At 64.9% G+C, this 20,646-nt stretch carries 20 protein-coding genes and 1 tRNA gene; 1 reads left to right on the top strand and 20 read right to left on the bottom strand.

Features of this window, described 5'->3' with window-relative positions; all coding sequences use genetic code 11:
* Positions 1 to 63: 63 nt before the first annotated feature.
* The 10 genes from hisF to hisS all read right to left on the bottom strand — a co-directional run bounded on the left by hisF (position 64) and on the right by hisS (position 10,529).
* Positions 64 to 837, bottom strand: a complete 774-nt coding sequence (hisF, locus tag AB7849_RS05480; protein ID WP_008212373.1) for an imidazole glycerol phosphate synthase subunit HisF — start codon at positions 835 to 837, stop codon at positions 64 to 66.
* Complete coding sequence (hisA, locus tag AB7849_RS05485; RefSeq protein WP_008212371.1) at positions 831 to 1,559, bottom strand: 1-(5-phosphoribosyl)-5-[(5-phosphoribosylamino)methylideneamino]imidazole-4-carboxamide isomerase; 729 nt, start codon at positions 1,557 to 1,559, stop codon at positions 831 to 833. Before hisA ends, hisF begins: the two co-directional genes overlap by 7 nt.
* Positions 1,556 to 2,146 carry an imidazole glycerol phosphate synthase subunit HisH gene (gene hisH / locus AB7849_RS05490; RefSeq protein ID WP_008212370.1) on the bottom strand — a complete coding sequence of 197 codons (591 nt, stop codon included), beginning with the start codon at positions 2,144 to 2,146 and terminating at the stop codon, positions 1,556 to 1,558. The genes hisA and hisH overlap by 4 nt, the downstream gene beginning before the upstream one ends.
* A complete protein-coding gene (gene hisB / locus AB7849_RS05495) occupies positions 2,146 to 3,210 on the bottom strand; it encodes a bifunctional histidinol-phosphatase/imidazoleglycerol-phosphate dehydratase HisB (protein WP_008212368.1) in 1,065 nt (354 codons plus the stop codon). The genes hisH and hisB overlap by 1 nt, the downstream gene beginning before the upstream one ends.
* Entirely contained in the window at positions 3,207 to 4,313 is a 1,107-nt protein-coding gene (gene hisC / locus AB7849_RS05500; protein ID WP_008212367.1) for a histidinol-phosphate transaminase, read from the bottom strand. The genes hisB and hisC overlap by 4 nt, the downstream gene beginning before the upstream one ends.
* On the bottom strand, positions 4,310 to 5,647 hold the full coding sequence (hisD, locus tag AB7849_RS05505; protein ID WP_050984326.1) for a histidinol dehydrogenase: 1,338 nt from the start codon (positions 5,645 to 5,647) through the stop codon (positions 4,310 to 4,312). Before hisD ends, hisC begins: the two co-directional genes overlap by 4 nt.
* A gap of 17 nt (positions 5,648 to 5,664) precedes the next feature.
* On the bottom strand, positions 5,665 to 6,558 hold the full coding sequence (hisG, locus tag AB7849_RS05510; protein WP_008212362.1) for an ATP phosphoribosyltransferase: 894 nt from the start codon (positions 6,556 to 6,558) through the stop codon (positions 5,665 to 5,667).
* Positions 6,555 to 6,920, bottom strand: coding sequence for a YerC/YecD family TrpR-related protein (locus AB7849_RS05515; protein ID WP_008212360.1), 366 nt, complete (start codon positions 6,918 to 6,920; stop codon positions 6,555 to 6,557). Before AB7849_RS05515 ends, hisG begins: the two co-directional genes overlap by 4 nt.
* A gap of 241 nt (positions 6,921 to 7,161) precedes the next feature.
* Complete coding sequence (locus tag AB7849_RS05520) at positions 7,162 to 9,054, bottom strand: HAL/PAL/TAL family ammonia-lyase (protein WP_008212358.1); 1,893 nt, start codon at positions 9,052 to 9,054, stop codon at positions 7,162 to 7,164.
* Between the two features lie 101 nt (positions 9,055 to 9,155).
* A complete protein-coding gene (gene hisS, locus AB7849_RS05525; protein WP_008212356.1) occupies positions 9,156 to 10,529 on the bottom strand; it encodes a histidine--tRNA ligase in 1,374 nt (457 codons plus the stop codon).
* 153 nt (positions 10,530 to 10,682) lie between these two features.
* On the opposite strand from hisS, the gene AB7849_RS05530 reads away from it, so the two are divergent.
* Positions 10,683 to 10,759, top strand: a tRNA-Pro gene (locus AB7849_RS05530).
* A 150-nt stretch (positions 10,760 to 10,909) separates the two neighbouring features.
* On the opposite strand, the gene AB7849_RS05535 is transcribed toward AB7849_RS05530, so the two are convergent.
* From AB7849_RS05535 to AB7849_RS05580, 10 genes are all read right to left on the bottom strand, one after another.
* On the bottom strand, positions 10,910 to 11,479 hold the full coding sequence (locus AB7849_RS05535; RefSeq protein ID WP_008212354.1) for a PIN domain-containing protein: 570 nt from the start codon (positions 11,477 to 11,479) through the stop codon (positions 10,910 to 10,912).
* The gene (locus AB7849_RS05540; RefSeq protein WP_037100198.1) at positions 11,479 to 11,934 is read right to left on the bottom strand and encodes an excisionase family DNA-binding protein; all 456 of its coding nucleotides are present in this window, start codon (positions 11,932 to 11,934) and stop codon (positions 11,479 to 11,481) included. The genes AB7849_RS05535 and AB7849_RS05540 overlap by 1 nt, the downstream gene beginning before the upstream one ends.
* 138 nt (positions 11,935 to 12,072) lie before the next feature.
* Complete coding sequence (locus AB7849_RS05545) at positions 12,073 to 14,172, bottom strand: DUF262 domain-containing protein (protein ID WP_369500688.1); 2,100 nt, start codon at positions 14,170 to 14,172, stop codon at positions 12,073 to 12,075.
* 72 nt (positions 14,173 to 14,244) lie between these two features.
* Positions 14,245 to 14,439 carry a type I restriction enzyme endonuclease domain-containing protein gene (locus AB7849_RS05550; RefSeq protein ID WP_008212350.1) on the bottom strand — a complete coding sequence of 65 codons (195 nt, stop codon included), beginning with the start codon at positions 14,437 to 14,439 and terminating at the stop codon, positions 14,245 to 14,247.
* Positions 14,440 to 14,860: 421 nt separating this feature from the next.
* Positions 14,861 to 15,670 carry a ferritin-like domain-containing protein gene (locus tag AB7849_RS05555; RefSeq protein WP_008212346.1) on the bottom strand — a complete coding sequence of 270 codons (810 nt, stop codon included), beginning with the start codon at positions 15,668 to 15,670 and terminating at the stop codon, positions 14,861 to 14,863.
* A 97-nt stretch (positions 15,671 to 15,767) separates the two neighbouring features.
* Positions 15,768 to 17,243 carry an amidophosphoribosyltransferase gene (gene purF / locus AB7849_RS05560; RefSeq protein WP_092703416.1) on the bottom strand — a complete coding sequence of 492 codons (1,476 nt, stop codon included), beginning with the start codon at positions 17,241 to 17,243 and terminating at the stop codon, positions 15,768 to 15,770.
* Between the two features lie 7 nt (positions 17,244 to 17,250).
* Positions 17,251 to 17,886: a CvpA family protein gene (locus AB7849_RS05565; protein WP_008212344.1), complete on the bottom strand. Its 636-nt coding sequence runs from the start codon at positions 17,884 to 17,886 to the stop codon at positions 17,251 to 17,253.
* 53 nt (positions 17,887 to 17,939) lie between these two features.
* The gene (locus AB7849_RS05570) at positions 17,940 to 18,947 is read right to left on the bottom strand and encodes an SPOR domain-containing protein (protein WP_092703412.1); all 1,008 of its coding nucleotides are present in this window, start codon (positions 18,945 to 18,947) and stop codon (positions 17,940 to 17,942) included.
* An 89-nt stretch (positions 18,948 to 19,036) separates the two neighbouring features.
* Complete coding sequence (gene folC / locus AB7849_RS05575; RefSeq protein WP_008212340.1) at positions 19,037 to 20,320, bottom strand: bifunctional tetrahydrofolate synthase/dihydrofolate synthase; 1,284 nt, start codon at positions 20,318 to 20,320, stop codon at positions 19,037 to 19,039.
* 104 nt (positions 20,321 to 20,424) lie between these two features.
* Complete coding sequence (locus AB7849_RS05580; protein ID WP_256364910.1) at positions 20,425 to 20,553, bottom strand: hypothetical protein; 129 nt, start codon at positions 20,551 to 20,553, stop codon at positions 20,425 to 20,427.
* Positions 20,554 to 20,646: the final 93 nt, after the last annotated feature.

A 20,646-nucleotide genomic window follows, 5' to 3' on the forward strand; every position in this document is an offset into this window, starting at 1 on the left:
ACAAGGCTTGAGAGACACCGGATCCCAGCTCTCGCTGGGATGACGAGCAAAATCAGGCCTTTCCTAGGAAACACGCATGCTCACGCCTTGCTCATGCAGGTAACGCTTGAGCGCAGGAATGGCGATGCTGCCTGAGTGAAACACGCTGGCGGCCAGTGCGCCATCCACGTCAGCCTCGACGAAGGCATCGCGGAAATGCTCCGGCTCACCGGCACCGCCGGAGGCGATCAGCGGCACGTGGCAGATCGCGCGAGCCACCGAGAGTTGTTCCAGATCATAGCCGCGGCGCACGCCGTCGCTGCCCATGCAGTTGAGCACGATTTCTCCAGCGCCGCGCTGCTGTGCCTCGATCATCCAGTCCAGCGTGCGGCGCGGCAGCGCCTGCGTTTTGGACGGATCGCCGGTGTACTGGCGTACGCGCCATTCGCCATCGGCATCGCGCAGCGAGTCGATGCCGACCACCACGCACTGCACGCCAAAGGCAGCAGCCAACGCATCGATCAACTCCGGTCGTTCCAATGCCGGCGAGTTCACCGAGATCTTGTCGGCTCCGGCATGCAGCACGGCGCGCGCCTCGTCGACCGAGCGGATGCCACCGGCGACACAGAACGGGATGTCGATCACGCGGGCGACTTTCTCCACCCACGTGCGGTCCACGCTGCGGCCTTCGGGACTGGCGGTGATGTCGTAGAACACCAGTTCGTCGGCGCCTTCATCGCGATAGCGCAGCGCCAGCTCGACGATCTCGCCCATCACCACGTGGTCGCGAAAACGCACGCCCTTGACCACCTGGCCATCGCGCACATCGAGGCAGGGAATGATGCGGCGGCTCAGCATGCGAGAGCTTCCTCTACCGTGAAACGCCCTTCCAGCAGGGCGCGTCCGAGGATCACACCCTTCGCGCCAGCCTCGCGTGCCGCGCGGATGTCGTCCAGCGAGCGCACGCCGCCGGATGCCTGCACGGCCAGTTGCGGCACACTGTCGGCCAGGTGGCGATAGAGGTCGAGATTGAAGCCCGCGAGCATGCCGTCGCGATCGATGTCAGTGCACAGCAGATGCCGCGCGCCACGCTCGGCGTACCACGGCGCCAACTCGTCCAGGGTGCGCGCCTCGACCTCGGTCCAACCGGCACTGGGCAAGGCCCAGCGACCGTCGATGCGACGCGTATCCAGTGCCAGCGTGAGGCGTTCCGCGCCGTAGGCGTCGAGCCATGCGGCCACGCGTTCGGGATCACGGATGGCCACGCTACCCAGCACCACGCGCTGCACGCCGGCGTCGAACAGCCGTTGCAGGTCGACTTCCTCGCGCACGCCACCACCCGCCTGGATCGCCATGCCGTCGGCAGCGATGGACTGGATCACCGCGAGATTGTCGAGATTGCCGGAACGCGCGCCGTCCAGATCAACCAGATGCAACCAGCGTGCGCCGGCGGCTGCGTAACGCTGGGCCAGTTCGCGCGGATCGGCCGCATAGGTCGTCTGCTGCGCATAGTCGCCCTGCTTCAGACGCACCACCTGGCCGCCGCGCAAGTCGATGGCGGGAATCACTGCAAAAGTCATGAGTCGAGGAAATTCTTCAGGAGCTTCGCGCCAACGGCGGCGGAACGCTCGGGGTGGAATTGCATGCCGTGGAAGTTGTCGCGCGCGATCACTGCGGAGAACGGTTGGCCATAATCGCTGCTGGCCAGCGTCCAGTCGCCTGTCGGCACGGCATAGCTGTGCACGAAATAGGCTTGGTCGTCCTCACCCAGACCCGCCAGCAACGGATGTTCGCGCCGGGCAACCACCCGGTTCCAGCCCATGTGCGGCACGCGCACACCAGGCGCCTCGACGAAACGACGCACCGGCGCGGGAATCAATCCCAGGCATTCGGTATCGCCCTCTTCCGAATGCGCGCACAGCAACTGCATGCCAAGGCAGACACCAAGCACCGGCTGCGTCAGCGAGCGCAACAGCTCGACCAAACCGAGTTCGCGCAGCCGCGCCATGCCCGGACCGGCTGCGCCCACGCCGGGCAGGATCACCTTGTCTGCGGCACGAATCGTTGCCGCATCGGAGGTCAGCGCCGCATCCACGCCGAGCCGCTGCAAGGCATAGCGCACCGAACCGATATTCGTGCCACCGGCATCGACCAGAACCACGCTCATTACAGCGATCCCTTGGTGCTGGGCAATTCGCTGCCTTCGCGGCGGAGCGCCTGGCGCAAGGTCCGCGCCACCACCTTGAAGCAGGCTTCAACCATGTGGTGCGCGTTGTCGCCGCGTACGCTCAGGTGCAGATTGGCACCTAGGGTTTCGCACAGCGAGCGGAAGAAATGCGGCACCAGTTCGGTCGGCACCTCGCCCACGCGCTCACGCGGGAAGCTGCCCTCGAACACGAAGTACGGTCGGCCGGACAGATCCAGCCGCGCATCCGCCGCACTCTCGTCCATCGGCAGCGAGAAGCCGTAGCGACCGATGCCGCGCTTGTCGCCCAGCGCCTGCTTCAACGCCTGGCCGAGTGCCAGCGCACAATCCTCGATGGTGTGGTGTTCGTCGATGTGGGTATCGCCATCGCAGTTCAGCTTCAACGCGAAACCGCCGTGCTTGCCGATCTGCTCCAGCATGTGGTCGAAGAAACCCAGACCCGTGTGCACCTGCGGCTCGGCGACCCGATCCAGGTCCACCTCCACCGTGATGCGGGTTTCCCTGGTGTTGCGCGTCACCGTCGCCGTGCGCGGCGCGTCCAGCAGCTGATGCGCGATCGCACCCCAATCGTGACCTTGCGGACCCACGCGAAAACCGCGCACGCCGAGGTTGGCTGCGAATTGCAGATCACTTTCCCGATCGCCCACCATCGCCGACGCCGCGCGACTCCAGCTGTCGTCGGCGAGAAAATGCCGTGCCATGCCAATGCCGGGTTTGCGCGTGTCCTTGCCTTCATGCGGCAGGCTGCGATCGATCAGCACTTCGCGGAAGCCGATGCCCTGCGAAGACAGGATGCGCATCAGCAGCTGGTGTGGACCGGTGAAATCCGCCTCGGGAAAACTGTCCGTACCCAGGCCATCCTGGTTGGTGACCATCACCAGTTCGTAACCCGCCGCCACGAAGCGCTGCAACGCGGCAATCACGCCAGGCAGCAGCGCCAGCTTGTCATAGCTGTCGATCTGCTGATCGGCCGGCTCCTCGATCAGGCAACCGTCACGGTCGACAAAGAGCAGCTTCCGACTCATGCACACTTGCCCGGGATGGCGCCGCCGACCGTGCGACGGCCACGCAGCAATGGGCGCTTCAGCGCACCGATCACCCGCGCATTTTCCTCGGGTGTGCCGAGCGTGATGCGCAACGCATCGCCCAGGCGCGGATGACGACGCACATCGCGCACCACGATGCCTGCCGCTTCCAGCCGCCGACCGGCATCGTCGGCATCCTCGAAGCGCACGGTAAGGAAGTTCGCCTGCGAAGGGAGCACTTCGCGCACACCCGGCAAGCGCGAGAGCTGTTCACCGATCAACTTGCGCTGCTTGCGCACGATGGCCAGACGTTGACGCACATTGGCCTGGCCCCAACCGGACAGCGCAATCAGCGCCGCATCCACGCAGGGCTGCGGCAATGGGTACGGAGGCATGATCCGGCGCAGCAAGGCGACCACTTCGGCACTCGCCAGCAGGCTGCCAATGCGCGCGCCGGCCAGCGCCCAGGCCTTGGACAGGGTACGCAGCACGGCCAGGTTGTCGTACTGGTCGATCATGTCGGCCACGCTGCCTTCGTCAGCGAACTCCACATAGGCTTCGTCCACCACCACCAGTGCCCGGCCGGACAAGGTCTGCGCCAGGCGCTCGATGTCGGCGCGCGACACATCCTGGCCCGCCGGGTTGTTCGGCCGGCAGACAAATACCAGCTTCACCGCCGGAGTGACGGCTGCCAGCACCGCGTCCACGTCCAGCGCAAAATCGTCGCCCAGCGGCACCTCGACCACGCCCGCGTTCTGGATCCGCGCGCAGACCGCGTACATGCCGAAGGTGGGCGGCTGGATCAGGATCGCATCCTCGCCGGCACAGCAGAACGCACGCACCAGCAAATCGATGGCTTCGTCACTGCCGCGCCCCACCAGCAATTGCTCGCGACGGACGCCGTACAGCAGCGCCAGCGCGTCGAGCAATGCGACCGGCTGCGGGTCCGGATAACGGTTGCAGCCCTGCCCGGTGTCGCCCACCGGCGCCCAGGCCGATTCGTTGGCGTTGAGCATGAGCTGGCCACCGGCCGATTCCATCCGGGCCGAGGAATAAGCTTGCATGACGCGGATTTCCGGTCGCGCCAGGTCGAGCACGTTCATGCCACATTCTCCGTTGAGGGGGGGACCAACACATCGTCGCCCAGCGCTGCAAGACGCAAGGTCACCGCACGGCGGTGCGCTTCAAGCTGCTCCGCTGCGGCCAGGATTGCCGTGCACGGGCCAATGGCACGCAGGCCTTCGGCACTGAGTTGCTGCACGGTGATCTGTTTCTGGAAACTGGCCACCGACACGCCGCTGTAGCTGCGCGCGTAGCCATAGGTGGGCAGCACGTGGTTGCTGCCGCTGCAGTAGTCGCCCACCGATTCGGGCGTCCACGCGCCGAGGAAAACCGAGCCGGCGCTGTCGATGCCATCGAGCAACGCGCGCGGATCAGCCACCTGCAGAATCAAATGCTCAGGCGCGTACCGGTTGCTCACCTGCACCGCCTGCGCCAGCGATGCGACCCGAATCAGCCGACTGCGCGACAACGCCTGCACGGCAATCTCGGCCCGCGGCAACTCGGCGCACTGGCGCTGCACCTCGCGCTCGACGCTGTCGAGCAAGGCATCCGAATCGCTGAGCAGGATCACCTGCGAATCCGGGCCGTGCTCGGCCTGCGACAACAAGTCGGCCGCAACGAATACCGGGTTGGCCTGTGCGTCGGCGATCACCAGTACCTCGGACGGCCCGGCGGGCATGTCGATGGCGGCACCTTCCGGATCGGACGACACCTGCAACTTCGCCTCGGTCACCCAGGCATTGCCCGGGCCGAACAGCTTGTCGCACCCGGGCACGCTGGCGGTACCGTAAGCCATCGCCGCAATCGCCTGTGCGCCGCCAAGCTTGAACACTTTGTGCACGCCAGTCACCCGCGCGGCATAAAGCACGGCTGCATCGCAGTGACCATCGGCCCGTGCCGGCGAGCACAGCACCACTTCGCGGCAACCGGCGATACGTGCGGGCACGCCCAGCATCAATGCGGTGGACGGCAACGGCGCGGTGCCGGCCGGCACATACAGACCGACCCGCGTGATGGGGCGCAACATGCGCTCCACCCGCACACCTGGCGCGGTATTCACGCCGGCGGGTTGCGGTGCCGTGGCACGATGAAAGGTTTCGATACGTGCAGCCGCCTCGTGGATGGCTGCCTTCAATGCCGGAGCCAGCGTGGCTTCGGCTGCATCGAATTCCTCCGCACCTACCTCGATGGCATCGAGTGTGCAGTGATCGTAGGTCGCGCTGAGCTCGCGCAGCGCGGCGTCACCGCCCTTGCGCACGGCCTCGATGATGCGTTCCACCCCGGCACGCAATTCGTCGTTGCGTGACTGCGCGGGACGCGCCAACGCCTCGCGACGTGCCGCCTCGTCCAACTGCTCCCACGCCAGACGCTGCACGGTGATCGCTTTGGTGTTCATGCCAGCATCTTCTCCACCGGCAACACGAACATCTCGCGGGCACCGGCGCGCTTGATCTCTTCCAGTTGCCGCCAGCTCACTTCGCCAGCGCACAACGCCTGCAACATCAGCTGATCGGGCTGCCCTTCCACCGGCAACAGGGTGGGCTGCGGACCACCGGGCAACAGTCGGGTAATCGACTCCAGCGTGCTGCGCGAGGTTTGCAACAGCAACAAGCGCGACTCGCGCACCTGGATCACCCCGTCGAGCCGCTTGAGCAGCAGTTCCAGCATGTCGCCACGCTCGTCGGCCGGCAGGATTTCCGGACCCGCCAGCACCGCCTCGCTTTCAAGCAGCACGTCGGCCTCGCGCAACTGGTTGGCCACCAGGGTGCCGCCGCTCTGCACCAGGTCGCAGATGGCATCGGCCGTACCCAGCCGCGGTGCGATTTCCACCGACCCCGCCAAGGTCACCACGCCTGCCTCCACGCCCTGCGTGCGCAACCATTCGCCCAGCAGGCCGGGATACGACGTGGCGATACTCAGGCCCGACAGTTGCTGCGGCGACTGGTAATCGAGTTCCTGCGGCACCGCGATCGACAAGCGGCAACGGCCGAAGCCCAGCGGCCGCAACTCGCTCAACGCCGCCGTCTCGCGACCCGCCGTGAGCTGGAACTCGGCCAGCACGTTGCGGCCGACGATGCCCAGATCACACACCCCCTGCGCAATCAGGCCGGGAATGTCGTCGTCGCGGACCAGCAGCAGGTCCACCGGCTCGCCTTCGCCGAAGCAGAACAACTTGTCGCGGCTTTGCCGGAAGGTGAGCCCGCAACGCTTGAGCAGATCCAGACCCGGCTCGGTAAGCCGGCCGGATTTCTGCATGGCGATGCGCAAACGATCGCGCGGTTTCATGCCTTGGCCCCGTTTTTCAATATGGGTTTCGCGGGTGATTTTTTGGCCGTGGCACGACTGCGCGTGGCCCGCGACGCGGCAGCGAGGTAGCCGCCGTCACCCTGGTTGAGATAGCGCGCCACGCGACCGATGGTGGTGATGCTGACTGCGGTGCGCTCATGGATCTGCCGATACGGCATGCCATCGAGCAACAGCGGCACCACGCGCCAGCGATCCACCAGCACTTCCAGCTCGGCCGGCGTGCACAAATCATGCAGGAACGCAGCCATCTCCGCCGCGTTCTTCAGCGACAGCAAAGCCTTGCACAGACTGGTTTCGGCGGACTCGATGGATGTTTCCGGATCAAGCGATCGGCGCTTCATAATGTACTAACGCGTTATTACAATGGATCAAAGCATACGCGATTTTTCGCAGTGCAGCAAGCGCCTCTTCCGCAATGGCCATCGCTGGAAGCCATGATCGAGCCCGTCGGCGGGACTGTCATACCATCCATGCGCCGGCAGACAGCCCACTTGCCCGCCCGCGAACCTTGGTGCATCGCCCCCAGACACAAGAAAGGCGGCCATCGGCCGCCTTTCTTGTGTTCGCCGATCACCGGCCCGATCACTCCGGCTGGAGTGCCCGCTGCCGCACCAGTTCGCACACGACGCGGACATCGCCATCCATCGCACGGTCGCGATGCATGAAGCCCACCTGTTGACGAAGACCGTCATGCGCCTTGCGCACGGCAACGCCGGCGTGGAAATCGCCCACGTGCGCCAGTGCCGCCATCAGCTTCTGCACTTCGTCGACGAATTGCGCATAGCTTGGATGATCCTCGCGCGGTGCGTTGGCGACTTTGGCGGCCAGCGCCCGCCAATCGCCACGCGCCGCCAGACGACGGGCCGCGTTGAGCATCTCCTGGCGGAAATCCAGCGCCTGCGCGGCGGTGTACAGCTCCAGCGCCAGCACGTGGCCCAGGTCGTCCACCATCTCCAGCACGTGGCGCGCTTCGTTGGCGCCCATCGAGACATGGTCCTCGGCGTTCGCACTGGTCGGCACCGAATACACGCTGGCCGGATGCGCCCGCGTGGCCAGGTCGTTGACCAGCGCCGCGGCGGTGTACTGCACGATCATGAAACCGGAATCGGTACCGTCCTCGTTACCGGTGAGGAAAGCCGGCAGGCCGTCATTGTTGGCCGGGTCGACCAATTTGTTGAGGCGACGTTCGGAAATCGACGCCAGCACCGGGATCGCTGCTTTCACGTAGCTCATCGCCAGTGCCAGCGGCATGCCGTGGAAGTGGCCGGCCGAGATCACCTGGTCCTCGATGAACTGCGCGTCTTCCGCGTCCGGGAAGATCAGCGGGTTGTCGGTGACCGCATTCAACTCGATGTCGAACACGCGGCAGGCCTGGGCCCACGCGTCGCGCACCGCGCCGTGCACCTGCGGCATGCAACGCAGGCAGTAGGCGTCCTGCGGCTGGTGCTTCTTGCCGCCCTTGAACGGCAGGAAGCGCGCATAGAACGCTTCGCGACCATGGCGCTGGTTGGCCGGCACCCAGTCCCAGCTGATGTCGAAGGACAGTGCCTGGTCTTCCGGCGTGCCCCACGCCTCGGCGCTCCACGACTTGAAGCGCGGCACCAGATGGTAAGGAATGTCGACCAGGGTGGAACCCTGCAGCAACTCGCGCACATGTGCGGCCGCCGCCACCTGCCCGGGATGCGGGCGCAACGCATGCACCTCCGGCCGCAACGCGCCGCTGCGGCCGGCAAACGCGTCCAGCGTCATCGAGGCCGCCGTGTCGGCGAGGTCGAGCAGGTATTCCAGCGTATCCAACGCCAGGGCGCCGGTGGCAAGCATCTGCGCGGTGCCGTTGTTGAGCGCCAGGCCCTCCTTGAACGACAGGCGCACGGGCTGCAGGCCGGCGCGCTTCAATGCCTCCGCGCCGGGCATGCGCTCGCCCTGATAGAACGCTTCGCCACCACCCAGCAGCACGATCGCCAGATGCGACAACGGCGCCAGATCGCCACTGGCACCGACCGAGCCTTTCGCCGGTACCACCGGCACCACGTCGGCGTTGAGCATGGCCGTCAACGCTTCCAGCGTGCTGACGCGAATGCCGGAATGGCCACGCAGCAAGGTGTTGATGCGGATTGCCAGCATGGCGCGCACCACGTCCGGCGCAAACGGCTCGCCCACGCACACCGCATGGGTGATGATCAGGTTGTGCTGCAGCTCTTCCATCAGCGTGCCCTGCGGCACCTGCTCGCGGCTGCCCGGCAGCTCGTCGCGCACGCGGTGCGCGCCCAGCAATTTGTCGGCGTTGCTGCCGAAACCGGTGGTGACGCCGTAGGTCGGCTCGCCGCAATTCACCTTTTCGGCGAGAAAATCGGCGGCACGCTGCACATGCTTGAGCTGCGCGCTGTCCAGTTGCACCCTGGCGCCATGGCGAGCCACGGCCACGAGCTGGGCACGGGTGAAATGGCTGCCGTCGAGAAGAATGGTTTCGCTCACTACAGAATGCTCCAATCGGTTCACCCGGCCGCCTTCGTCACCGAAGACGGCGATTCCTGGTCACTACGACGCCTGACGCCATAGACAGCGAAACAGCTGCCCTAACCCATCGCGGCGGCTTGTTCCAACTCCACCCGCAGGGTCTTGATCAGTTCCTCGCGCGGCACTTCGAACTGGTCTTCGCGACGCAAGTCCTTCACCGTGACCACGCCCTTGGCGATCTCGTCCTCGCCCAGCACGACCACGAAACGGATGCCCGCGCGGTCGGCGTACTTGAACTGCTTGCCGAGCTTGCCGCCCTCCAGCACCACCTCGGTGGCGATGCCGGCGCTGCGCAACTCGCTGGCCAGCGCCAGATAAGCCGGCATCTGCGCCTCGTCCATCTGCGTTACCAGCACGTCGACCGTGCTGCGTGCGGTGTCGATCAGGCCCGCATCGCGCAACTGCCAGTACAGCCGCGTCAAGCCGATCGAGATGCCCACGCCGGGCAGTTTCGACTTGGTGTACTGGCTGGCCAGGTTTTCGTAACGACCACCGGAGCAGATCGAGCCGATCTGCGGGTGATCGTTCAACGTGGTCTCATACACCGTGCCGGTGTAGTAATCGAGACCGCGCATGATCGACAGGTTGAGCGCGTAGTGCGACTCCGGCACGCCAAAGTCACGCAGCAGACCAAGCACCTCTTTCAGCTCCGAGCGGCCCTGCTCCATGGTGTCCGAGCCACTGCCCAACGCATCCAGCTTGTCGAAGGCATCCTGCAGCGAGGTGGAACGCACCTGCACCACGTCCAGGATCTTCGCGGCCACGTCGGCAGGCAGGCCGAAAGCTTCGCCGGTCAGCGTGTCGCGCACGTAATCGGCGCCGCGCTTGTCCAGCTTGTCCACCTCACGCAGCACCAGGGTCTGCTGCTCGCCATCGGCAATGCCCAGACTCTCGAAAAAGCCGCGCATCATCTTGCGGTTGTTGAGCTGGATGGTGAACGCGCCAATGTCCAGCTCGCGGAACACGCTGTAGATCACCGCCGGAATCTCGGCGTCGTAACGCACCGACAACGCATCCTTGCCGATCACGTCGATGTCGCACTGGTAGAACTCGCGAAAACGCCCACGCTGCGCACGCTCGCCGCGATACACCTTCTGCATCTGGTAGCGGCGGAACGGAAAGCTCAGGTCGCGCTCGTGCTCGGCCACGTAACGGGCGAGCGGCACGGTCAGGTCGAAACGCAGCGCCAGCTCGGGCGTGCCTTCCTTGCCCAGCGCACCGGTGGACTGCACGAAATACACCTGGCGCTCGGTCTCGCCACCGGTCTTGGTCAGCAACACATCGGAATGTTCGATCACCGGTGTTTCCACCGGCAGGAAGCCGAAGCGCTCGTAATTGCGGCGAATCGTGTCGAGCATGCGCTGGAACGCGATCTGGTCGAGCGGCAACAGCTCGAGCACGCCTGGCATGGTGCGGGCCGGGGTAAGCGCCATGGAATCCTCTACTGACGGTAACGGGGAACGCCGTGCGACGGCAGCCTCATAAGATAGCAGATGGCCGACCTTCACCGACCCGGCGCCTGCAGGATGAATTCACACGAACCTGTTGCCAAGCTCCGATCCGGACATTAAGATACGCGGCTCCCACGGGGTGTAGCTCAGCCTGGTAGAGCGCTACGTTCGGGACGTAGAAGTCGCAGGTTCAAATCCTGTCTCCCCGACCAATAGATTCAAGCATTTAAGCCACCTTCGCGGTGGCTTTTTTGTACCCGTTGCCTACAGATTGCCTAAACCACCTGCTGTGCATGTCTTCGCGAGCACACGGTTTCACGTTGTGCGCCACGCTCGAAACACACCGGCGGGTGTCACGACTATCAGAGTTGCGCGGTGTACGGTCGCAACAGACTCACGGTCGTCACGAGCCCTTGTTTCATGTAGCCATTCAACAAGTCACCAACCGTCATCGGCGGATGCTTGAGTGAGGCCCGATGATCGTGCACAGCCCCAATGACGGCAGCTGGGCTGATACCGAAAGCGTGCTCGATGAACTCGTCCGGGTGTTGCGCGGTGATGCCGAGTGGCTCCAGCGTTGCGGCTGGAAAATCCCTGAGATTAAATGTCACGATTGTGCCGGCCTGGCACAGGATCGCGGCGGCCAAAACGTGACGGTCATCCGGGTCAGGCAGCGTCAACTGCGCTTCCAGACCTTCGTAGTCGGTGACAAGGCAATCCGGCACGCTGGCATTCATCCGGTCACGCGTACGTTCCAGCTGCTCGCGCGTGAGGTCCGGCCTCTTGGCCAACAGGTTCCGCATCCACTCGTCGTGAACGCGTGTTGTCCAGCGCGCACGAAACAGATCGCTCACAGCCAGGTGCATCAGCAAGTCGCGCAGCGGCGCCGGGTACAGCACGCAAGCGTCGTACAACGCGACGAAGTTCGACATCAGTAGAAGCCCTGTTCCTGGGCCTCGCGGGCCAACTCGGTCAGCCGCGTCTTGCTCTCGGCCAGTTGGGCGTCCTTGTAGGCCATGAGGTCGCGAAAATACACGCGACGGTGAGTACCCACCATGTGGTGCGCAAGATCGCCACGCTCCAACAACCCGACCACATACGGACGTGACACGTTGAGGAAGTCGGCCGTCTGCTGGGTGGTCAGTTCGGCGTGGATCGGCACGAGGCTGACCGCGTTGCCAGCCGCCATGTTGTTCAAGATGTCGACCAGCATCCGTAGTGCAGCCACTGGCACTTCGATTTCGCCATCACCGTCGATCACCCGCAAGCGCGCCGTCGGGCCACGGCCAATACACGCGGCCAGCAGCCGACTGCTTTCGCGTGCCAGCTTCGATTCTTCGGGGGTGGTCGGGGGCGTGACAAGTTGTTCGTTCATTAGGGCAGACATGGCAGCTTCATCCTTTCCAAGTCTTCTCTTGGGTAACACAGTCTACCCAACAAACGAAACAATCGCAATATACGAAATAAACGAAAAAGAGGTGAAGCCCGTAGGGCCACCGTGCGTGCGCTGTCTGGCCGCAAGAGTTCAATGGTGGCCAGCTGGTACGGTGTGCGTGGATTCGACCTGTTGTCCTTTGGTATCGCAGCCGGAAAGCTTGCGTGCAACCGCGGTCGGCGTCACAGCACCTGACGCCGGACGTGACCACACCAACGTCGCAGCGTCATATAGGGCATCGGCACGGGCGGCAATGGTCTCCTCTCCCCAATTGTCCAAGCCTTTCTGGCCGAAATAGGTGTTCATGAGCAGCGCGCTTTGTCCTAGTTTCGAGCGCTTGCCTTCCACCGCCTGCCCGGACGGATCCTGCCAGTCATTGAACGGCCCGTTGCTCACTGAGCTGTTGAGGGGTTGGGTCAGCAGCGTGAGGTTGCCAAAGCCATGAATGGCGATATCGCGCGCTGCTCGCTGGTCATCTGTCATGCCGTCCAGCTGGTAACTGGGCACAACCGTCCAGCTTTGCGGCATGACATGTTCGACCGTGAGCGCGGACTGCACAGGAACATGATTGCTGCCTTGCATGGTTCCGCGTGCGGCATATTCCAGCGCGCGCAGGATGCCGCATACCCTTGCCGGCTTCATGGCGAGATACACAGGCCGGTGCAGCCACTGGGCCCTGAATGCCTCGTCGCTCGGCCACAGCTCGCTGTCAGCCGTTGCCGCTAGCAATACCTTGCGCAGCGCTAGGTGTGGCTCGCTTTGGGCAGCCACGACCGCCTGCAACAGCCGCATGAAGAAACGGTTGTAGCCCTTGGTGGTCATGTTGCATACGGAACGCCGCGTCAGATACGAGGCTAGATCGCTCAGGGCCTGCCGCAACTCCTGACTGTCATCCGCCAGCCGTTCGCGCAGCGCGAGGTACACCGGCGTAATGGTGCCAACATCCAGCGCCTTCACCAAGCGCGCGAACTCGGCCAGATAACCGGTTCCGTCAGGCGAGACCAATTCCTTGAAATGGTTGCCGGCGGTGACGATGCGTTTGAGTTCCTGCTCCAATTCACGCGGCTCCTTTTGCCACCACGTCTTGAACGCCTCGAACACATGCCCGACGAGAGTCGTTTCGCGGCTGCGCAGCACGGTGTAGCTGTAAAAGAACAGGTCGATGCGCGGGTAGGTCAGGCGACCTTGCCGCTCTTTTTCTGCCCAGTAGCGGTTGCTGGTGACACCCTTGCTGCCTGCAGGCACCACATCGAACGGACTCCAGAACTTCGCGTACAACGTGCTGACCGGTTTGCCGGCACGCGCGGCTTCCAGAAACACGAAGTTACGGATCAAGTCGGAAGCCAGTAGCGGTTCGCCGCGCGCATTGAGGGTCTCGAAGATCACCTGGGGATCATCCTCGGCCTCCAGTTGCAGCGTCATGATCTGCACGTTCTCTGCCAGCGCCATGTACAACGCCTGTGCACGCTTGGGGTCGAATGCAGTCGTGGCTTCCAGCGGCATCACATCGTTGCCGCTGCGAATCCGCTTGACCAGCTCGTCGCTGGGCGTGTGTTCGTCCGCTTCGCCCGTACCCGCAAGGTCGACGCTTTGCAGGTAGGCAAGGCAGGCAAAGTAGAAATACAGGTACGTCTGCACCAGCAGCGGCCGTTCGATCTTTTTCCGGCCAGCGCGAGCCGGATACTCCGCGCAAATGTCCTCGATCTTCTGGGCCTCGTAGAGGAACCGCATTTCGTCCTGACCAGCCTCGGTGGGCCAGACCTTGTGGTAGTCGGTGTCCACCGTGTACGGGCCTGGGTTACGGACGAGCGTGTCCAGCATCTTGGGCAGCTGACTGTCGCCGACTCGCTGCGCAGCGTCACGGAACGCCAACAGAAGCAGTTGCAAGGTTGTGGAACGCTGCTGCCCGTCAATCACCTCGTACGCCGGCACGCGTCCGAATGGTGGCGTTACCGGGGTCAGCACCAGCGAGCCCAGAAAGTGCTTTTGCAACGGTTTGAGTGCCGCGGCGCCCACGCTTTGCTGCGCTTGGTCGCGTTCCAGCCGCGCGTCGGCACGATCCTGGATGTCAGCCCACAATGGCACCACCTGCTTTTCCAGCGTCCAGACATAGCCGCGCTGGAAAATCGGAATCTGGTACTGGTAGGGCGAATTGAACAGGCCGGTGACGGTGGTTTTGCTCGGTTGCATCCATGATCCCCTGTGAGTTCGCACCCGGCTCGAATCAACCGTCGGTGCAGATGTCGCGCATGAGCTTGGCTACTATGCCCCGTTCTCGGTCGACAACTCAGCCTGACGAAGTATCAACTGCGTCGCCCCTTCGGCCAGGTCGGGCGGATACCCGTACTTGGCTAGCAGACGCCGCACGTTGCGGCGCAGGTTCGCCCTCACCGACTCACGCTGTGTCCAGTCGAGCTTGGGCATCTTCTTGACCATCTCGGTCAGTTCACGTGCCATCTACTCAGCGGCGTCGATCTGGCCGCGCAGGGTGTCCGCCGATTTCCACAGGGTGTCGGCGTACGCGAGGCCAGTATTGGTGGATTCGGAGCTGGTCATCATGATTCCTGGCAAGTGCGGCCGCTGGTGCTGGTGTCGAATTGCCGGCCAAGCAATGGGGTGCCGAACACCGTCGTGCAGACATGCGTCGGTTTCCTTGCCGCTATCGAGCGTAACGGTTACGTATACCGGCACATTGTGCCGCACCGGACATCATTACGGCGACCGGAACATTCCCGCAGACCTCACGCCGCACATGAGCTGACGGTTGCGGCTCGGATGGGCTTTCCGGGCTGTTGGCGGAGATTCTTTCACCGGCATGGCACGAAGTCAGGCGACTCCAAGACATGAGATCGATCACCATCGATTGCCTGAAGACGAATCAGCCAACCAGCGCCAGTCCAGCCAGACGATCCAGCTCGGCCTCGACGAAACCGGCCTCCAGCCGGGCCGGGCGATTGAACGGGCCGCGCAGGCTGACGCCCATGTAATCACGCAGCAGCTCGAAGAAGGTGTCGAACGGGTCGCTGCCGTCGCGTTCGCAGCACCAGCGGAACCAGCGCGTGCCGGCGGCCACGTGGGCTACTTCCTCGCGCAGGATCACTTCCAGCACGGCGATGGTGCGCTCGTCGCCCACGCTGCGCAGGCGCTCGATCATGCCGGGCGTCACGTCCAGCCCGCGCGCTTCCAGTACGCGTGGCACCAGCGCCATGCGGGCGGTGTCATGACCCGCGGTTTTCTCGGCCATCTCCCACAAGCCATTATGGGCATCGAAATCGCCATAGACGTGGCCCAGCTCGGCCAGCCGGGCGGACAGCAGCGCGAAATGGCGTGCCTCGTCGTGCGCACAGCTGGCCCAGTCGCGGTAGTACGCGTCGGGCATGCCGCGGAAGCGATAAACGGCGTCCCAGGCGAGGTCGATCGCGTTCAGCTCGATATGCGCCACCGCATGCACCAGCGCCGCCCGACCCTCGTCCGTGCCCAGACCGCGATGCGGCACCTGGCGAGCGCTGACCAGCCGTGGTTTCGCAGGACGCCCCGGCGCACTGATCGGCTCGGGTGGGGGTGATGCCGGGTCAGGGCACAGCTCACCTGCCTGCACGGCCGCCCATGCGGCGTGCGTCAGGCGCAGCTTTTCGGCCGGGTCAACGGCATCTAGGCAAGCCTTGGCGGTGGCATGGAGATCGGTCATGGGGTTTGTGTAGGAGCGCACCCTGTGCGCGAAAGCTCTTCGCCACGCGACGAAAAGCCTTCGCGCACAGGGTGCGCTCCTACATGCAGCTTCGGCCCTACACGTCGCGCCGGGCGGCCTTGGCGTCGTCGGAGCGCAGCAGCTCGATCTGTTTCAGGTAATGCTCGTCGAGCCCGGTAACGTATTCGCCGTTGAAGCAGGAGGAATCGAACTGCGTCAGTTCTTCGTTGCCGTCCTGCACTGCCCACACCAGATCGTCCAGGTCCTGGTAGATCAGCCAGTCGGCGCCGAGTACCTGCTCCACTTCCTTGTCGGTACGACCGGCGGCGACCAGTTCGGTGACGGACGGCATGTCGATGCCGTACACGTTGGGGTAGCGCACCGGCGGCGCAGCGGAGGCGAAGTAGACTTTCTTCGCACCCGCATCGCGCGCCATCTGGATGATCTGCCGCGAGGTGGTGCCGCGCACGATGGAGTCGTCCACCAGCAGTACGGTCTTGTTGCGGAATTCCAGATCGATGGCGTTGAGCTTGCGGCGCACCGATTTCACCCGGTCGCCCTGCCCCGGCATGATGAAGGTGCGGCCCACGTAGCGGTTTTTGACGAAACCCTCGCGGAACGGCACGCCCAGCGCTTCGGCCAGCGAGCTGGCGGCCGTGCGCGCGGTATCCGGAATCGGAATCACCGCATCGATGCCGTGGTCGGGGCATTCGCGCATGATCTTCTCGGCCAGTCGCTGGCCCATGCGCAGGCGTGCCTTGTACACCGACACGTTCTCGATCATCGAGTCGGGGCGCGCCAGGTACACGTATTCGAAAATGCACGGCGCATGCACCGCACCGTCGGCGCAATGGCGCGTATGCAGCTGGCCATCATTGGTGATGAACACCGCCTCGCCCGGCGCCACGTCGCGCATGCGCTTGAAGCCAAGCACGTCCAGCGCCACCGACTCGGAGGCCACCGCGTATTCGTGGCCCTCGTCGGTAACCCGCTCGCCCAGCACCAGCGGGCGGATGCCGTTCGGATCGCGGAACGCCAGCACGCCGTAGCCGAGCAGCAGCGAGACGCAGGCATAACCGCCACGGGCACGCGCATGCACCGCAGCCACCGCCTTGAAGATATGGTCCGGCGTCAGCGCCATCCGCTCCTGGATCTGCAGCTCGTGCGCCAGCACGTTGAGCAGGATTTCCGAATCCGAATCGGTGTTGATGTGGCGGCGGTCGTCCTCGAACATCTGGCGCCGCAATTCCTCGGTGTTCACCAGGTTGCCGTTGTGCGCGATCGCAATGCCGTAGGGCGAGTTCACGTAGAACGGCTGCGCCTCCTCCGCCCCCTCCGAACCGGCCGTGGGGTAGCGGCAGTGGCCGATGCCGATGCGTCCGTGCAACTGGCTCATCGCCTTCTGGTTGAACACGTCGCGAACCAGGCCATTGCCGCGATGCAGGCGCAGGCGCGCGCCATCCACGGTGGCAATGCCGGCCGCGTCCTGGCCGCGGTGTTGCAGGACGGTCAGGCCGTCATAAAGAGCCGATGCCACTTCGGTGGTACCGACGATGCCGATGATTCCGCACATGGAACTGCTACCTGCTGCTGTTGATCGTGGCCGAATGCGAGGGAATCGCTGCGGTCGCGGGAGATGGAACCGGCAATGGAGCCGTGCTGCCGGGCGCGGGCTGGAGGCTCCCCGGCAAGGGGACCGGAAGCGCGCGCAAGCGATCCTGCAACGCGTCCGGGTGAAGATGTTCGCGCACGCCGGCGGGCAGGCGTTCGCCCAACCATGCCGCCGCCGCCTGGAACTGTGGCAACAGCACCGACTGTTTCCACCAAGGGTCGCGGGTAAATGCGGTGAAGCTCACCAGGAACACCATCAGGGTCACCAGCAGCACCCCGCGCGCAAAGCCGAAGATCATGCCCAGCAACCGATCCGTGCCGCTGAGTCCGGTACTTTCCACCAGCCGATGGATCACGAAGCGCACCAGCGCACCAAGCACCAGCACGGTGATGAAACACAAGCCGTAACCGACCACCAGACGGATCGACGGCACGTCGATGCTGTGCTCGAAATGCGCCGACACCGCCGGCCCGAATGCCCATGCGACCCAGAACGCGGCAACCCACGTGGCCAGCGCCAACACCTCGGAGATAAGGCCGCGCCACAGGCCAATCAAGACCGACAGCCCCAGCACGCCGACAATGATGTAGTCGATCCAGCTCACCCGGTCCGTTACCTCGAAGTGGAAGAAGCCATGCCCAAGCCCCGTTCAAACGCTCAGGGAACGCTGACGATATTGCCTGGCAGGCCGAGTTTTGCCTTGATCTGGTCGCGCACGCGGGACGCATCGTCGCGCTGGGTCTGCGGCCCCGCGCGCACGCGCCACAGGCGCTTGCCGTTCACGTTGACCGAGTCCACGAAACCGTCGAAACCCGCCGCGCGCAACTTGTCGCGCAGGGCGTTGGCATCGGACTGGCTGCCCATCGCGGCTACCTGTACCGCCCAGCCACCCGCTCGCGCATGGCTGCCGGCGGGAGCTGCCGGTGCATCGCCGCTGGGCGTGCTGGCCCCACTTTCCAGGTGGGCAGGGGCGCCCGGGATCGACTGCACGATCTTCAGGCGAGCCGCCTCGGCCGCCGCACGCGTCTCGAACGGGCCGGCGTTGACCAGGGTCAGCGACTTGCCCGCGCGCTGGATCACGTGGCCGCTGGCCGGATAGCCCAGCGCACGGACCCGCTGGATCAGGTGCGCGGCACCACTGGCCGAATAGGCGCTGAGGTTGAGTGTGTAATGGCCGCGAGCCGCAGTGGCCGGCGGCAACGCCGGTGCAGGCGTCGGCGCGGGCGCCTTCGTCACCGGAGTGCTCGGCCGGGACGGCGCGGGCCTCGATACCGGCTGCTGCGCTGGCGTCGTGGTGGTCGGCTGTGGCGTCTGCACCGGACGCGCATCCGCCGGAGCGGCGGCATCGGTGCCCACGTCGTGCGGACGCCGCGAACCGATGTTCACCGTCGCCAGCTGGCTGCCCGAGCCGGGCGTGGTGGTGGTCATCGGAATCACCGGGTTTCCCGGCTGCCCCACCGTGGAAGCCGGCGCCACCGCGGAACTGGCGCCGCCCGGCACCAGGCTCATGGTCTTGGTCTGCAGGTCGCTGTCCGGCGCCGGCGGAATCGCCAGGCTCACCGGCTGGTCAGCACCCGCCGCCGGCGGTTTGCTGGAGAAGAACATCGGCACGAACAGCACCGCCAATGCGATCAGGACGGCGGCTCCAAGCAGACGTGTGTTCAAGGTTCACTCCAAGGACGGCGGAACAACGCGTAACGGCGCGATTATACCTGCCCGCACCCGCCTTCATGGCATAAGCGGCGGTTTGCGATTCAGGCGGAGGGCGCGCCCACCACCGCGGCGGCCACGAAAAACGAGCCGAACGCGAGGATGCGCTCCCCGGGCTGCGCCGAAGCACGCGCCGCAGCCAGGGCGGCGGTGACGTTGTCATGTTGATCGAAGCTTGCGTGCGGCAGCACGTGCCGCAGGTGTTCGGCCAGGGCCGTCACCGGCATGCCACGCGGCGAGTCATGCTCCAAGCCGGCCAGATGCCAGTGCGCGACATGCGGCCCAAGCACGCCGATCACCCCGGCCACGTCCTTGTCGGCCAGCGCACCGTAAACCGCATGCACACGGGCCGGCGGCTGCACAGCGAGCCACGCCGCCAACGCGCGCGCGGCCTGCGGATTGTGGCCCACGTCGACAAACAGTTCCGGATCGCCCCCCAGCGATTGCAGGCGTGCCGGCACGCGGACACGCTGCAGTCCGGAGGCGGCCGCGCTAGCCAGGCTGTCCACGGCCAACAGCGGAGTACCGGCGGCATCCGTGGCATGCAAGGCCGCGATCGCCGCCGCCGCGTTGGCGTATTGCACCGGCGCGGCCAGGGCGGGATCGGGCAACTCCAGCACCGTGCCGTCGCGATGACGCCAGCGCCAACCGCCCGGATGCCGCTCCGTGAAGAAATCCATACCCGCGCGCACCACCCGTGCGCCACGGGCGTCCAGCGCATCAAGCAGCCCCGCGGGTGGATCCAGTTCACCCACGATGGCCGGCCGCCCCGCGCGCGCAATGCCCGCCTTCTCGCGGCCAATGCTGTCCCGGTCCGGGCCCAGCCAATCCATGTGATCGAGGTCGATCGTGGTGATCACCGCCACATCGGCGTCGACGATGTTCACCGCATCCAGCCGACCGCCCAGGCCCACTTCGAGAACGGCCACATCCAGATCGGCTCGGGCGAACAGGTCCAGCGCCGCCAGCGTGCCGAATTCGAAATAGGTCAGCGGAATCTCGGCGCGCGCCGCCTCGATGCGCTCGAAGCTGGCAACTAGCGCCTCGTCAGCGGCATCGATGCCACCAATGCGAATGCGCTCGTTGTAATGCAGCAGATGCGGCGAGGTGTAGGCACCCGTCCGCCGTCCCGCCGCCTCCAGCATGCTTTCCAGCAACGCTACCGTGGAGCCCTTGCCGTTGGTGCCGCCCACGGTGATGACGTGCCGCGCGGGCGGCCTCGCCCCCATGCGTTGCCACACGTGGCGCACGCGTTCCAGACCGAGTTCGATGCTGCGCGGATTCACGCGCTCCTGATACGCCAGCCATTCGGCGAGGTTGCGGCTCATGCGATTGCTTTGATGGGGAGGGGCGGACTCGGGCATGCACCCGGCCCGCAAAGCTTAAAGCATCCATCCGGAACCGGCGCACGCCCTCCCCGTGTGGCCAGGCATCACAACGGATGGGCAAACGCGTACAACGACCAGCCGCAGGCAAAGACGGTCCAGACGGTCGCGCTGGCGGCAATCAGCAGCGGCATGTGGCGATGCAGGTGACGGTGCAGGTTTTCGATGGCGTTCATGCGGTATCTCCCGTGACTTGATGATGTGGGAGATATCTTCGCGATGCAGCCTGTTCGTCGACAGAAGCGGTCGTCAGCCATCGCCGATGACAA

This window comes from Rhodanobacter sp. FW021-MT20 (assembly GCF_041107475.1).
Classification (GTDB): domain Bacteria; phylum Pseudomonadota; class Gammaproteobacteria; order Xanthomonadales; family Rhodanobacteraceae; genus Rhodanobacter_A; species Rhodanobacter_A glycinis.